The sequence below is a fragment of the Gluconobacter sp. Dm-74 genome, assembly GCF_018256135.1.
GTDB lineage: Bacteria > Pseudomonadota > Alphaproteobacteria > Acetobacterales > Acetobacteraceae > Gluconobacter > Gluconobacter cadivus.
Window position 1 is genome coordinate 42,441 of the sequence record NZ_JAERLX010000014.1, and the last position, 15,060, is coordinate 57,500.

At 61.3% G+C, this 15,060-nt stretch carries 12 protein-coding genes (1 of these 12 cut by a window edge); 6 read left to right on the forward strand and 6 right to left on the reverse strand.

Annotated features, from left to right (window positions below; genetic code table 11):
* Positions 1 to 14: 14 nt before the first annotated feature.
* Positions 15 to 1,217 (reverse strand): radical SAM protein, encoded by a 1,203-nt coding sequence (locus JK208_RS14840; RefSeq protein ID WP_211576595.1) that lies wholly within the window; start codon positions 1,215 to 1,217, stop codon positions 15 to 17.
* Positions 1,214 to 1,987, reverse strand: a complete 774-nt coding sequence (dapF, locus tag JK208_RS14845) for a diaminopimelate epimerase (protein ID WP_211576596.1) — start codon at positions 1,985 to 1,987, stop codon at positions 1,214 to 1,216. The genes JK208_RS14840 and dapF overlap by 4 nt, the downstream gene beginning before the upstream one ends.
* 84 nt (positions 1,988 to 2,071) lie before the next feature.
* Here dapF and JK208_RS14850 point away from each other — a divergent pair, with 84 nt between their 5' ends.
* Entirely contained in the window at positions 2,072 to 2,722 is a 651-nt protein-coding gene (locus JK208_RS14850; protein WP_211576597.1) for a class I SAM-dependent methyltransferase, read from the forward strand.
* A 127-nt stretch (positions 2,723 to 2,849) separates the two neighbouring features.
* Positions 2,850 to 4,658, forward strand: a complete 1,809-nt coding sequence (locus tag JK208_RS14855; RefSeq protein WP_211576598.1) for a DEAD/DEAH box helicase — start codon at positions 2,850 to 2,852, stop codon at positions 4,656 to 4,658.
* A 65-nt stretch (positions 4,659 to 4,723) separates the two neighbouring features.
* On the opposite strand, the gene JK208_RS14860 is transcribed toward JK208_RS14855, so the two are convergent.
* The 3 genes from JK208_RS14860 to JK208_RS14870 are packed head-to-tail and all read right to left on the reverse strand — an operon-like array spanning position 4,724 to position 7,459.
* The gene (locus tag JK208_RS14860) at positions 4,724 to 5,827 is read right to left on the reverse strand and encodes a DUF563 domain-containing protein (protein ID WP_211576599.1); all 1,104 of its coding nucleotides are present in this window, start codon (positions 5,825 to 5,827) and stop codon (positions 4,724 to 4,726) included.
* 8 nt (positions 5,828 to 5,835) lie between these two features.
* Complete coding sequence (locus JK208_RS14865; RefSeq protein WP_194263148.1) at positions 5,836 to 6,714, reverse strand: polyphosphate kinase 2 family protein; 879 nt, start codon at positions 6,712 to 6,714, stop codon at positions 5,836 to 5,838.
* Complete coding sequence (locus JK208_RS14870; RefSeq protein ID WP_194263191.1) at positions 6,704 to 7,459, reverse strand: SDR family NAD(P)-dependent oxidoreductase; 756 nt, start codon at positions 7,457 to 7,459, stop codon at positions 6,704 to 6,706. The genes JK208_RS14865 and JK208_RS14870 overlap by 11 nt, the downstream gene beginning before the upstream one ends.
* Before the next feature lie 143 nt (positions 7,460 to 7,602).
* Between JK208_RS14870 and JK208_RS14875 the strand changes: the two genes are divergently transcribed.
* On the forward strand, positions 7,603 to 8,229 hold the full coding sequence (locus tag JK208_RS14875; protein WP_211576600.1) for a YqgE/AlgH family protein: 627 nt from the start codon (positions 7,603 to 7,605) through the stop codon (positions 8,227 to 8,229).
* A gap of 30 nt (positions 8,230 to 8,259) precedes the next feature.
* Positions 8,260 to 8,913, forward strand: a complete 654-nt coding sequence (gene grxB / locus JK208_RS14880; protein WP_211576601.1) for a glutaredoxin 2 — start codon at positions 8,260 to 8,262, stop codon at positions 8,911 to 8,913.
* Between the two features lie 63 nt (positions 8,914 to 8,976).
* Here grxB and JK208_RS14885 read toward each other — a convergent pair whose 3' ends face one another.
* Positions 8,977 to 11,184: a S9 family peptidase gene (locus tag JK208_RS14885; protein WP_211576602.1), complete on the reverse strand. Its 2,208-nt coding sequence runs from the start codon at positions 11,182 to 11,184 to the stop codon at positions 8,977 to 8,979.
* A gap of 198 nt (positions 11,185 to 11,382) precedes the next feature.
* On the opposite strand from JK208_RS14885, the gene JK208_RS14890 reads away from it, so the two are divergent.
* Complete coding sequence (locus JK208_RS14890; protein ID WP_194263190.1) at positions 11,383 to 12,462, forward strand: aldo/keto reductase; 1,080 nt, start codon at positions 11,383 to 11,385, stop codon at positions 12,460 to 12,462.
* 91 nt (positions 12,463 to 12,553) lie between these two features.
* Positions 12,554 to 15,060 carry the 5' portion of an ATP-dependent chaperone ClpB gene (gene clpB, locus JK208_RS14895; RefSeq protein ID WP_211576603.1) on the forward strand. It continues 94 nt past the right edge of the window, so only the first 2,507 of its 2,601 coding nucleotides appear in the window; it begins with the start codon at positions 12,554 to 12,556; its stop codon lies off the right edge, out of view.

Genomic DNA, 15,060 nt, shown 5'->3' on the forward strand with positions numbered 1-15,060 from the left:
GACCTGAATGTATTTCAGGTGCGGATTTCTGCCAGAAGTGTTCCGTTTTCGAGCCCGGTAGCCCGGACGGGGACGAAACTGCCCCGCACGGGCGCGGGTGCGTCGCCGACGAGGCGGATGGCGGCGAATTCGGGGGAATGGCCGCGATCGGGCGTTTCGGCGAGAATATCGAATTCCGTGCCGATGAAGCGTTCGAGAAAACGGTCGCGGTTTCTATCGCCCACGTCGCGGAGTCGGGCCGCGCGTTGCTGGCGTTCGGCGTTGGGAACGGCGGGCATCCGTGCCGCAGGGGTGCCGGGGCGTTCGCTGTAGGGAAAGACATGTAGAAAAGGGATCTTCTGCTCTTCGATGAAGGCGCGGGTCTCTTCAAACAGAGCCTCGGTTTCCGTAGGGAACCCCGCGATCAGATCAGCGCCCACACCTGTTTCCGGACGCATGGAGCGGACACGGCGCAGTGTGGCCGCAACGCCCGCGGTATCATGACGGCGCTTCATGCGCTTGAGAATGAGGTCCGATCCGGCCTGTAAGGACAGGTGTAGATGCGGCATCAGACGGGGTTCGTTTTCCAGCAGCCACCACAGATCCGCATCGCCCGTCTTCACATCCAGAAGAACAGGGTCGATGGATGACAGGCGCAGACGCCGGACGCCTTCAACACGGCGCAGTAGTTCGCGGCATAATGCGCCCAGCCCCTTGCCTGCGGTGTCTTGCCAGGAGGCAATGTCCACACCGGTTAGGACAATTTCCTGATGCCCTGCTTCGACAAGGGCTTCAGCGCGGGCGATGGCGTCCTCAATGGGCGTGGAGCGGGAATCGCCCCGGCCATAGGGGATGATGCAGAATGTGCAGCGATGATCGCAGCCCTGCTGCACCTGAAGAAGAGCGCGGGCGTGGCGTGACGGGGGCAGACCCGTACCGTGATCGCCCCAGATGGCGGGTTTGAGCTTGTCTTCGTTGGGGACGACGCGAACCACGCCCGGCAGTTCGGCCCAGCGATCCGGTGCGATGTCGGAAGCGCAACCGGTCACGACGATTTTGGCATCCGGATTTTCGCGATGCGCCCGACGAATGGCCTGTCGCGCCTGCCGCTCGGCGGTGGTTGTCACGGCGCAGGTGTTGACGATGATGGTGTCGGTCTGGCCGCGCGCATGATGGGCCATGCCGTCGCTTTCATGCGCGTTCAGGCGGCAGCCGAAGGTCAGGACGGAGGCGGTCACGCCGTTGTTCCGTGGAAAACCGTGACGGCGGGGCCTGTCATGAGGACATGGCCATCCGAGCGCCAGGTAATTTGAAGGTCGCCGCCATCCATGGTGACGGTGCAGGTGCGTTCCGTCAGATCGCGACGCACGGCATTCACGACGGCCGCGCAGGCGCCGGACCCGCAGGCGAGTGTCAGGCCGGCCCCGCGTTCCCAGACGCGCAGGCGCATATGGGTCGGGGAGAGGATTTGTGCAAAGCCGATATTGGCGCGTTCGGGGAACAGCGCGTCCTGTTCGAGGTCGGCTCCCAGTGCTTCCGCGCGGGAGGCATCGCCGAAGATCGTGGCGTGTGGATTGCCCATCGAGCAGGCCGCAGCGTCATGCAGGGGGAGATGCAGCGTGTCGCAGGCCTGCGAAAGCGGTACGTCCTGCCAGTCCAGACGGGGCACACCCATATCGATCGTGAAAAGATCGCCGTCACGTGCGGTGGGGAGAAGACCGGCAGCAGTCTGGAGTGTGGGCGTGCCACCGACGAATTTTGCCACGCAGCGGGACGCATTGCCGCAGGCTCCGGCTTCAGAACCATCGGGATTAAAGAATCGGACATGCACGTCCGCACCGTCCAGCGTTGGGACAGTTAAGAGAACGAGTTGGTCGCAGCCGATTCCGAAGCGCCGGTCGCATAGATGGCGAATGGTGGCGGTGTCGAGCGCGGGATCGTTCTGGCGGGCATCGATGACGACGAAATCGTTGCCCAGACCGTGCATTTTCGTGAAGGAGAGGCTCATGGTGGCCCTTCTCATAAAGCATCCTACGGGTTGACGCACGGGGAACATGCCCTCATGTCCGCTGCTGGATCAGAAGGAGTGGATATGAGCGGCCCGGAACAGCTTGAAGGAATGCACGTCGCGGCATTCACGCGTGCCAACGACGAGCCTGACACGATCTTCCATGCACAGCGCATCCCGGATTCGCTGATGGACATGGGCGCGCAGACAGCCGTGACGGCCCTGTATCAGACGGCTCTGCCGGTCGGTGGCGCCGTGCTGGACCTGATGGCCGGAGCGCTGAGTCATTATCCGAAGGAAGCGCAGTTCCAACGCGTGGTTGGGCTGGGCGTTGCGAAAGCGGCTCTGGATGCCAATCTGGTTCTGAGCGAACGGGTCGTGCAGGATCTTAATGACGAGCCGACCCTGCCTTTCGAAGATGACAGCTTCGATGCCGTGACGTTGTGCGACGGTCTGGCCTATCTGACGCAGCCTCTGGCGGTCCTGATGGAAATCGTGCGGGTTCTCAAGCCCGGCGCGCCGCTGATCCTGACATTTTCCGACCAGTTCCATGCGGCGAAGGCCGTTGCGATCTGGCAGGCGCTGGAGCCTGCGGACCGCGTGCGGCTGGTCAGTGTTCTTATGTCCCGTACCGGCCTGGCGGAGCTGGATACGGGCGAGGTCGTTCCCCCTGAAGACCTGACGGCCTGGCGCGATACGGTTCATGCCGTGATTGGCCGCAAGCCCAGAACCTGAGCCGCAAACACAAGAAAAACCTCGGCATACGTTCTTTCTGGTATTTTGAAGCGGAAGTCTTTATGCAGCGGCATTCCAGCCGCCGCATCCTGTCGTCGGCGTGACGTTTGCCGAGTGTTCATAAAATATGCCTTTTCCCGATACCCATCCTGCCCTCAAGCGCGCCCTTGAGGCACGTGGCTACGAACAGCTGACTCCTGTTCAGGAAGCCGTTCTGCAGCCGGGGCTGGACGAGCGCGACCTGCTGGTTTCCGCGCAGACGGGGTCGGGCAAGACCGTCGCCTTCGGCCTGGCCATCGCTCCGACCCTGCTCGGAGACGCCGATCGCCTTCCGCCGTCCCCTCAGCCCATGGCGCTCGTGATCGCGCCGACGCGTGAGCTGGCGCTTCAGGTCCAGTCCGAACTCAAATGGCTTTATGCCGAAACCGGTGCCCGCATCGCGAGCTGCATTGGCGGCACCGATGCCCGCAGCGAAGCCCGCGAACTGAGCCGTGGCGTTCATATCGTTGTCGGCACGCCGGGCCGTCTGTGCGATCATCTGTCGCGCGGCTCCCTCGACCTGTCCGCTCTGCGCTGCGTCATTCTCGACGAAGCCGACGAGATGCTGGACATGGGCTTCCGTGAAGAACTCGAGCAGTTGCTTGATGCCGCTCCGGCCGAGCGTCGCACTCTGCTGTTCTCCGCAACGATCGCCCGCGAAATCGCGTCGCTCGCACGTCGTTACCAGAAGAATGCCGAGCGGATCGACACGGTGTCGGGTGCGAAGCAGCATTCCGACATCACCTATCGCTGCGTTGTCACGCCGCCGCAGGAAATCGAGCGCTCGCTCGTCAATGTGCTTCGTTTCTACGAGAGCCCGACGGCGATGGTGTTTTGCAACACCCGCATGATGGTCAATCAGGTTCAGGCAACCCTGCTTGAGCGTGGTTTTGCATCCGTCGCCATTTCCGGCGAGATGGGGCAGAACGAGCGCAGCCGTGCGATCGAGAGCCTGCGTTCCGGTCAGGCGCGTGTCTGCGTTGCGACCGACGTTGCGGCCCGTGGTATTGACGTCCCGGCCCTGAACCTCGTGATCCATGCCAGCATCCCGACGGCTGCCGAGACCCTGCTGCACCGTTCGGGCCGGACCGGCCGTGCGGGCCGCAAAGGCACCAGCGTTCTGATGGTTCCGGTGAGCCAGCGTCGCAAGGCCGAGCGTCTGCTTCAGATGGCCAAGATTCAGGCGGAATGGGAAGCTGTGCCGACCGCCGCGGCGATTGCCGAGCAGGACAAGACCCGTCTGATGGACGATCCGATCCTGACGAATGCCGTGGACGATATGTCCGACGACCTGGTCAACCAGCTCGCCGAGAAATACGACGCCACGAAGCTCGCGGCTGCGCTGGTGGGTCTGTACCGCGCGCGTCTTCCGAAGGTCGAGCAGGTCCGCCCGATGTCCGTCGAAGCCCCGCGTCACACAGAGCGTGCGCCGCGTGAAGAGCACGTCATGGCGGGCGAGTGGTTCAAGATGAGCGTCGGCCGGACCGAGCGCGCCGATCCGAAATGGCTGATCCCGCTGATCTGCCGTCTGGGTGGTGTGCAGAAGCGCGAAATCGGCAGCATCCGCATCGATCAGGAACAGACCTATTTCCAGATCGCCGATGAGAGCGTTGCGCGCTTCAAGTCCTGCCTCGCCGGTGCGGACGCTGATGAAGTGACGATCGAACCGTCTGAAGCGCCTGCTGGCGGCATGGGCCCCCGTGGTCGTAACCCCGGTGAAGGCAAGCGTTTTGGCGGCGGTGGCCGTTCGGGCGGCGGCTTCAAGGGCGGCCCGCGTGGTGGTGCTGGCGGCGGAAGCGGCTACAAGGGACGCGGCGGTTCCGGCTTCAGCCGTCAGAAGCCTGCAGGCGGCGATGGCCCGCGTGGCGATGGTTCGAGCCGCAAGCGCCGTTCCTGATCCTTCTTTCAGGATCTGAATGACGTAAAACCCCGCCGGAGCAGGTCTTCGGCGGGGTTTTGTTTTTAGGTCTGAGGCAGGCGGGCGGTTAGATCCCGGACGCGGTCAAGGATATCTGTGACGGGGAGCGGGATTAAAGCATTGTCTGTATGGTTTTCCTGTGCGGCAGCCGTCTGAAAGACATCGGCCCAGTAGCGCAGGCCACCCTGTGTCGCCATCGCGGCGAAACACGGGTTGACGTGGTGGGACGGAACGAGTTCGTAAACGAGGGTTCCCGGCTGGCACCAGGCAATATTGGCCATCCCGGCGCCGAGCATGCCCATAACCATTTCGGCTTTGCTGAACAGACGGATCTGTTCGGTCAGGGAGAGAGTTTCAGGACGGACGCGCTCAAAACCGAGTTTCTCCAGCCCCTCCGCCATTTCGGCTTCGTTGGGAACATGCCGGTTGGCCGAAGCTCCGCGTTCGATATACAGCCGCCGACCCGTGGATTTGCCTGAGACGCCCACGGCCTGTCGAAGACGGGCATAGGCGGCACGTGAAAGGTCCGAGATGGCAAAATCCGCGCTTCCATTGATGAAGGTGATGTAATCCAGCGCCTTGAACGCGTACTGGCGCCCCTGTTGCAGGCGGATATGGGCGTCGGATGTCAGGCCGAAAAGCTCCAGCGTCTCGAACTGCCAGGGATGCATGTGTTCGGGCAGCACAAGGCGAACGGCCTTATCCTGTAGGGACAGGACATGCAGGGTCGGGATCGTATGGGCGACCCAGTGATAGTAATTCGAAGCCCAGTGATCGACGCAGCTTGCCGTAAGGCCCTTGAAAGACGTGCAGCTTATCATGTCGGTCGGGCGCAGCGTCAGGGCGCGGACAGCATCCGGGGGCTGGACGTAGGCTGTGTCGGAGATGGGGTGGCCTGCATGCAGCAGGGTCATCAGGGGTTGGTCCAGCACGATATTGCGCAGAGCATAGTGCTGGACCGTGACCGGCATGCTCTCCCAGTCCCGAAACGGATTTCGCTCCGGATGGGGAAGGTCGGACAGGCCCGACGAAGAGACGCACTTCACCGGGCAGGTTTCGAGCATGGTCACGCTTCGGGCAATCTCCGCCAGACCGGAGGGTCCGGCTGGTGGAGACAGGAAGCGCCTGAAACGGGAGAAAATCGGCATGGTCTGGCTCAGACGGTTTTGGCCGCACCTTTGAGCAGGGCCTGTTGGGCATCGCGGAGAGAATCGGAGAGTTTCTGTTCCGGTTCCTTCAGATGCAGGCTTTCGAGTGTGTCCAGCAGCGCTTCGGCCACGAGCACGCGGGCAAGCCATTTATGGTCCGATGGAATGACGATCCAGGGAGCTTCAGGCGTTGAGGTCGCGCGGATGGCCTCTTCGTAAGCCGCGGTATAATGCGGCCAGAACTCACGCTCCTTGATGTCGGACGGGCTGAATTTCCAGCGTTTTTCCGGATGGTCCAGCCGCTTGAGCAGCCGCAGACGCTGCTCTTCCGGCGAAATATGGAGGAACAGCTTGAGGACGATGATGTTCTGCCGGTGCAGATAGCTCTCGAAGTTCCGCAGATCCTGCAAACGGTGGTCCCAGAAATCCGGAAGATCTGGATTGAGCCCGCGGGCCCGAACCATGTCCGGATGAACGCGCTCCACCAGAACGTCTTCATAATGGCTGCGGTTGAAAATGCCGATCTCGCCCCGTGACGGGACGGCGAGATGGATGCGCCACAGATCGTCATGGCGTGTCGAAATTCCGGCAGGGGCCTTGAAGGACGTAACATGCACGCCCTGCGGGTTCAGGCCCGAGAATGCGTGCCGGATCGCGCCGTCCTTACCTGCAGTGTCCATGCCCTGAAGAACGACGAGGATGCCATGCGTCGCATAGGCCGCGAGACGCTGTTGCAGGACGGACATCCGGTCCACGCAGTCGCGGATACGGGTACGGGACTCGTTCTTCTGACGACCGAGTTTGTCATTCGTCGGTATGGAGGACAGGCGGAATTTTTTCCCGTCCGTAATGCGAAGCTGTGGGGGGAGGCCGATTTCAACCGACATGACGGTTCACCGCAAGACCGCCCGAGGCCTGACAGACCGGCATCATTTCCAGATAATTGACATTTACATGCCACGGCAGACCAATGAGCCAGGAGACCGTTCCGGCAATGTCTTCCGGTGTCAGGGGCGTTGTGTCCTTGTAAACGGCGGCCGCCTTGGCGTCGTCACCCAGGCGCACATTGCTGAATTCGCTACCCCCACACAGGCCGGGTTCGATATTGGTCACGCGGATGCGGGTGCCGAGCAGATCCGTGCGGAGATTCTGGGTAAACTGGTGAACGAAGGCTTTGGTCGCGCCGTAGACGTTGCCGCCGGTATAGGGATAGGTCCCGGCCGTGCTGCCCAGAGCGATGATGTAGCCCGTATTGCGCTGGACCATGCCCGGCAGAAGCGCACGGGTCAGTTCGACAACGCCCGAAACATTGGTGGCGATCATGGATTCCCAGTTGTCGGGTTCGGCGTCCTGTGCCGGTTCCATGCCGAGGGCGAGACCGGCATTGTTCACCAGAACGTCGATATCCTGCCAGTCCTCGGGCAGGGCGGCGGGCAGGGCGCGCAGGGCGTCGCGGTTGGTCATATCGAGCGTGAAGGGCAGAACGCTCTCGCCCAGTTCGTCCTTGAGAGCTTCGAGCCGCTCCTTGCGGCGTCCGGTGGCGATGACGCGATGGCCTTCGCGGACAAGCCGTGTTGCAATGGCATGGCCGAAACCTGCGGTGGCGCCGGTGACGAGGACGGTGAGAGGCATGACAATCTCCAGACGGACAGTCCGCACCCGGCAGGGGCGGTTCGTGGGCAGTACGGGGCTCAGGTCAGTGACATTGGATGTCATTAACACTCCTGAAGGCAAACGCTTGCAATACAGGAAGGGATGCACCCATGTTGGCAGGCATGAAAAAAACACTCGATGGACGCAATGACAACCTGACGGACCCTGCTGTGACAGCGATGGGCAAAGAGGCAGGCCTTACGGGACAACTGCTCGTGGCCGCGCCTGCGCTGGCGGAGACGTTTTTTGAGCGGACCGTGATCTATCTCTGCGCTCATTCGGAGCAGGACGGGGCGATGGGGCTGATCGTCAACAAGCGTCTCGCGCAGCCGGGGCTGGACGATCTGTTCGCGCAGCTTGGAATCGACCCCAATCCCCCCGAACGCCGGATCGGCGTGTGTATGGGCGGTCCGGTCGAGCATTCACGTGGTTTTGTCCTGCACTCGGCGGACTGGGCAGGGGAGGGCAGTCTGGCGGTGGATGGGCATACGACCCTGACCGCCAGTCTGGATATCCTGCGCGAAATCGCTGCCGGACGCGGACCGAAACAGGCGATGCTGGCGCTCGGACATGCGGCCTGGGCGCCGGGTCAGCTTGAACAGGAAATCCTGCGGGACAGTTCGTGGTTTGTGGCACCGGCAAGCAGTGAGATCGTTTTTGGCGCCGACCATACAAAGAAGTGGCGACAGGCTCTGAACGCCATCGAGATCGACCCGCTTCTTTTTTCTTCATCAGTCGGAGAAGCCTGAGAAGGCACCCGTCAGACACAGGAAGGCAGCATGAGCGCACCCTATATCCTCTATATTTATGAGCACTGCCCGTTTTGCACGAAGGCGCGGATGATCTTCGGGTTCAAAAAGATCCCCTATGAAAAGCGTATCCTGCTGAATGACGATGTGGACGGTCCGGTCCGCATGGTGGGTCGCAAAGTCGTTCCCATCCTTGAAGAAAATGGACATTTCATGCCTGAAAGCATGGATATTGTTACGCATATCGATGGGATCGGAACGTCCGTTCTGACGGGAGACACGCGTCCGGAGATTACGGCCTGGCTCCAGAAGGCCGCCGCGCCCCTTTATCGCCTGTTCCTTCCGCGCGCCGCCGCCGCCCCGCTGCCGGAGTTCGGCACCACCTCCGCACGCGCCGGATTTATCCGCCGCAAGGAGCCTTCCGTCGGCGCCTTCAGCGCACTGCTGGAAGAGAAAACCGAAGAACTGACGCAGCTCAATGCACTGCTGAAAGATCTGGCGCCGCTGATCCGTTCGGCCGAGGCCGTAAATGGCGAACTCTCCACGGACGATATCCATCTGTTCGCGCATCTGCACAGCCTCTCGCTGATCCGTGGGGTGGTTTATCCCCCTGAGATCGAGGCCTACCGACAGGCCATGGCAGTACGGTCCGGTGTGGAACTGTTCGACGATATTGCCGTCTGAGCGCAGCGATATTTCCATGAAAAAGGGCCGGATCGCGTGATCCGGCCCTTTTTCATGTCGTGATTATTTTCCGGGCTGAAGAACCGTGTGCAGGAATTGCTCCCGTCGCTGGGCTACGCGGGCGCGAATGACAGGATCGGGCAGCATATGCGTGCCCGGCAGCAGGAGCAGGTCATAGGGCTTGCCTGCATGGAGCAGGGCCTGCGTCAGCTTCATGGTGTTCTCGAAATAGACGTTGTCGTCCGTGATGCCGTGCATGAGCAGCAGAGGCTGTTTCAGCGTGTCGGCATAGGTCAGGACGTCGCTCTTGCGATAGCCCTCCGGGTCGTCCTGCGGGGTGCCGAGATAACGCTCGGTATAGGCCGTGTCGTAATCCGCGAAATCGACCGGTGGTGCGCCCGCCACGCCGACCTTGAACACATCCGGGCGGCGAATGGTCGCCATGGCGGTGAAATAGCCGCCAAAGGACCAGCCATGCACGCCAACGCGGGAGAGATCCATTTCATGATGACGCTTGCCGAGCGCCTGAAGCCCATCAATCTGGTCCTGAAGCGGCAGATCGATCAGGTTGCCCTTGATGGCCCGTTCGAAATCATGATCGCGCCCCGGCGTTCCACGTCCGTCGAGCGTGACGACAATGTAGCCCTGATTGGCAAGGCACTGATCATCAAGATAGGACGTTGGCGTGTCGTGAACCATTTTGGAGCCCGGTCCGGCATAGACGGACAGCACGACCGGATAATGTTTTGAAGGGCTGAAATTCTCCGGCCGGATGATGGCGGCGTCCAGATCCCGCGCCCCTGCGGTCGTGAACTCGACATGGACCGGGAGTTTCGGTGTCTGCGCTACACCCGGAAGTGTTGCCACGACATGACCTGCCGTATCCCGCACCAAAGTCTGGCGCGTGCCCGCGGCGCTGGCGAATGTATCCACCATGGCCGTGTGCGTGCCGTTGGTGACATGGATGTTGTGAATGCCGCGTTCCGTCACGAATGGTGTGACGGCCCCGGTTTTCAGATCGATATGAACGACCTTGTTGTCCAGCCGGTTGGCGCGGACTGTGACCGTGAGGGTGTTGTGTTCGGCATCGTAATCGTTGAGGGCGATATAGGACAGGCCGGGCGGCGTCAGGACGCGCTGGAGTTTTCCGTCCGGGGTATGGAGTTCGAGCTGCCAGTCTTTGCCCCGGTCTGCGGCCCAGAGAAAGCCTGCGTTGTTGTCAAGGAAGACGGGCAGGTTGTGGCCGCCGGACGCGGCGCGCGGGTCCAGTTCGATCCATGCCGGGTCGGACTGTTCTAGAAGGAGATGGGTGGCGCCGGTTGCGGGGTCGATCGTGAGAAGCTGTTCTTTCGTCTGTTCGCGGTTGAGCAGGACGATGGCGGGGGGGGCATTCTTCCGCCAGACGACGCGACCGAGATAGGGCCATGCGTCGTGGTCCCATGAAATCCAGCGGATTGGGCCGCCTTTGGCGTCCACGAGACCGAAGCGCGTCTTGGCGTTGTTCGTGCCTGCGCGCGGGTAGCGGAAGGTGACGGGCTCGGTTTGCGGGGCTTCGGGGTTGGTGATGTAGTGCTTTTCGACGTCGCTGTTATCGGCTTCCTCGAACAGGATGGTCTTGCTGTCGGGAGACCACCAGGCACCGTCCGCACGTTCCAGTTCCTCGGCAGCGGCAAATTCGGCAAGGCCGTGGCTCAGCGTGTCGCTGCCGCCGGTTGTCAGGCGCGTTTCACGTCCGCTGACCAGATCGACACTATAAAGATCATTATCCCGCACGGCGGCGAGGCTCAGACCGTCCGGCGAGAGGCGTGGCGCGATCCACTGACCCTCGACAGGCGTGACGCGACCGTCATCCGTGGCAATGCGTTCGAGCTGGCCGCCCTGTGAGGCGAGAACCGTGCCGCCGTCCTCGCTCATCTGGTAATCGGTGATGCCGGACATGCTCTGCCGCGCCCGTTCGCGCCGAGCTTTTTCTTCTACCGACAGATGTTCTGGCCCTGATGCCGGTGCGGCCAGTTCATGAATCGCGTGGTCCGGCAGATCGTAGCGATAAAGATGCAGATGCGTGTCGAATGGTCCCGAACGCAGGAACAGGACGGAGTGACCGTCCGGCGTGACTTCCGCATGGTTCGGCAGGCCAAGCGTTCCGTTCCGGGTTTTGGCGAGATCGAGCATGCAGGCCGCGGGATCGGCGGCATTGGCAATTCCGGCGGACAGTACTGGAGAGATGAGGGCGCAGGCCATAAGGGCGCGACGAAGGGGATTTGACGGCATTGCATCTCCAAAAGAATGACGGCGGACAGGATTTTGACGTCGATCATGGACCGGGGCGTCGTTTGTGAACAGGGTTTGCGGAGGGGATCTGCGCAACCCTCTCACGTTTTCGAGAGCGGGAGCGATTTTACCGGGACCGATCCCGGGTTCGGGTGTTCTGCATTGCACTACGTCTCAGCAAGAAGGAGCCTGATGGATATGCAGTATCGTCAGCTTGGTCGCTCGGGCCTCAAGATTTCAGCACTCAATTTCGGATCGGTCACATTCGGCGGGCAGGGCAATTTTGCCGCCACCGGGAAGGTGGATGTCGCCGAAGCCACGCGGATGGTGGACATCTGCGTCGAGCACGGCGTGAACATGTTCGATACGGCGGACGCCTATTCCGGCGGCGAGGCCGAGGAAATTCTGGGTCGTGTTCTTCAGGGACGCAGCCGCGAACTGCTCGTGACCTCCAAGGTGCGTTTTCCGACGGGGAAGGGGCCGAACGAACAGGGTCTGTCGCGCCATCACATTCTTAATGCCTGCGAAGACAGTCTGCGTCGTTTGGGGCGCGATCATATCGACCTTTATTATCTGCATGAATGGGATGGCCTGACGCCGGTCGAGGAAACGCTTGAAGCGCTCCAGACCCTGCGCGATCAGGGCAAGATCCGGTATGCGGGTATTTCCAATTTTGCAGGCTGGCAGGCGATGAAGCTGCTGGGTGCCGCGGAGCGGGATCGTCTGATCGTCCCCGTCAGCCAGCAGCTCTATTATTCCCTTGAAGCGCGGGATGCAGAATATGAGCTTCTGCCGCTCGCTGTGGATCAGGGCTTGGGCGTTCAGGTCTGGAGCCCGTTGGCCTGTGGCCTGCTGACGGGGAAGTATCGTCGCGGCAAGACGGCACCGGAAGATTCCCGCCGGATTTCCGGTTGGCCGGAGCCCGAAGTCCGGGATTTGAAGAAGCTCTACGATACGGTCGAGGTTCTGGTGCAGATCGCGGAAGAGCACAGCGTTTCCGCGGCCCGTGTGGCGCTGGCCTGGACGCTGCACAAGCCGGGGATTACGTCGCTGGTTCTGGGTGCGCGCAAAGAGAGCCAGCTTCTGGACAATCTCGCTGCCGCGTCGCTTCGTCTCACGCAGGAGCAGGTCCGCAGGTTGGACGATGTGAGTGCGCCGGACCTGATCTATCCGTACTGGCACCAGAACCGCAACGCGTTCGATCGTCTTTCGAAGGCGGATCTCGTGTTGCAGGGGCCGGCAAAACGTCTCCGCGAGGCTCTTGAAACGAAAAAATGACTGCCTAAATATTAGTCACAGGCCGCTGCCTCCGGGGGCGGCCAAGAACATCAATGCTGCCGCAACGGGGCATACGAGGACTTTAAAGACTATGGACATTCAGAATTTTACCGAACGCAGCCAAGGCTTTCTTCAGGCCGCACAGACGATTGCGCTTCGGGACTACAACCAGCAGCTGACGCCGGAGCATCTGCTCAAGGCCCTGCTGGACGATGAACAGGGCGCGGCCTCCGGTCTGATCCGCGCAGCGGGTGGTGATCCGAAGGTGGTCCAGACCGCCAATGACGCCGCGCTTGCAAAGTTGCCGAAAGTACAGGGTGCCGGTGCGGGCCAGCCCCAGATGACGCCTGATCTTGCCCGTCTGTTGGATGGTGCGGAATCCGCTGCAAAAGTCGCTGGCGACAGTCATGTGGCGCAGGACCGTCTGCTTGTGGCGATTGCCGCCAGCAATACGGCTGCGGGCAAGGCGCTTGTCGATGGCAAGGCCAGTGCCGGGGCTCTGGAGCGTGCTGTTGCGGAAATCCGCAAGGGACGCACCGTTACGAGCGCCTCAGCGGAAAACACGTTCGACGCCTTGAAGAAATACGCCCGTGACGTCACGGCTGTGGCTCAGGCTGGCAAGCTTGATCCGGTCATCGGCCGTGATGAGGAAATCCGCCGGACCATTCAGGTTCTGGCGCGTCGCAGCAAGAACAATCCCGTTCTGATCGGTGAGCCGGGCGTGGGTAAGACGGCCATTGTTGAAGGGCTCGCACAGCGGATCGTCAACGGTGACGTGCCAGAGGCCCTGCGCAACAAGAAGCTGATGTCGCTTGATATGGGCGCGCTGATTGCTGGTGCGAAATATCGCGGTGAGTTCGAGGAGCGTCTGAAGGCTGTTCTCAAGGAAATCGAGACGGCTGAAGGCGAAATCATTCTCTTCATCGACGAAATGCACACGCTGGTCGGGGCCGGTCGGTCCGATGGGGCGATGGACGCGTCCAACCTCATCAAGCCGGAACTGGCTCGCGGCACGCTGCATTGCGTGGGTGCGACGACGCTCGACGAATACCGCAAGTATATTGAGAAAGACGCGGCTCTGGCCCGTCGTTTTCAGCCGGTTTTCGTGGGTGAGCCATCTGTGGCCGATACGATCTCGATCCTGCGTGGCATCAAGGAGAAGTACGAACTGCATCACGGCGTTCGTATTACGGACAATGCCATTGTTGCGGCCGCAACCCTCTCCAATCGCTACATCACGGATCGCTTTCTGCCGGACAAAGCGATCGATCTGATCGACGAGGCTGCCAGCCGTCTGCGGATGCAGATCGACAGTAAGCCGGAAGCTCTGGACGAACTCGACCGTCGCATCATCCAGCTCAAGATCGAGCGGGAAGCCATCCGTAAGGAAGACGATAACGCCTCGAAGGATCGTCTGGTCGCGCTGGAGGCCGAACTGGCCGATCTGGAAGAGCAGTCCGATGCGATGGGTGCCGAATGGCATGCCGAGAAAGATCGGGTGAATGCGATCCAGAAGCTGAAGGAGCAGCTCGATACCGCGCGTTCCGATGTGGAAGTCGCGCAGCGTCAGGGTAATCTCGGCAAGGCTTCCGAGCTGATGTACGGCCTGATTCCGAACCTTGAGTCTCAGATTGCCAAGGCTCAGGAAGAAGAGGACGCCTCGTCGAAAAGCGGACTGTTCGCTGATACCGTGACAGATCAGGGCGTGGCCTCGGTCGTGTCCCGCTGGACGGGCGTGCCGGTGGATAGGATGCTCGAAGGTGAGCGCGCCAAGCTGATCCGCATGGAAGACACACTGCGTGATCGTGTCGTCGGGCAGGAGCAGGCGCTTGTTGCCGTGTCGAACGCCGTCCGCCGGGCTCGTGCCGGTCTTCAGGATCCTAACCGTCCGATCGGTTCGTTCCTGTTCCTTGGTCCGACGGGTGTTGGCAAAACCGAACTGACGAAGGCTCTGGCGCAATTCCTGTTCGATGACGAGAAGGCCCTGCTGCGGATCGACATGAGTGAGTTCATGGAGAAGCACGCGGTCTCCCGTCTGATCGGCGCCCCTCCGGGCTATGTCGGTTATGACGAGGGCGGTGTGCTGACCGAGGCTGTGCGCCGTCGTCCCTATCAGGTGATCCTGTTCGATGAGGTGGAGAAGGCCCATGAGGACATCTTCAACATTCTGCTTCAGGTTCTCGATGATGGACGTCTGACGGACGGGCAGGGACGTGTGGTGGACTTCCGCAACACGATCATTGTCCTGACCAGCAACCTTGGCTCCGAAGTTCTGGCCAATCTGCCGGATGGTGAATCGGTGGATGAAGTTCGTCCGCAGGTGATGCAGGTCGTACGGAATCACTTCCGGCCGGAATTCCTGAACCGTCTGGACGAGATCATCCTGTTCTCCCGTTTGCAGCGCAAGGACATGGACCGGATCGTCAAGATCCAGATCAGCCGTCTCCAGAAGCTGCTGGAAGATCGCAAGATCGACCTGGAACTGGACGAGAAGGGAACCGAATGGCTGGCCGCAGAAGGATACGATCCTGTCTATGGTGCCCGCCCGCTCAAGCGTGTCATCCAGCGCAGTCTGCAAAACCCGCTGGCCAGCCTGCT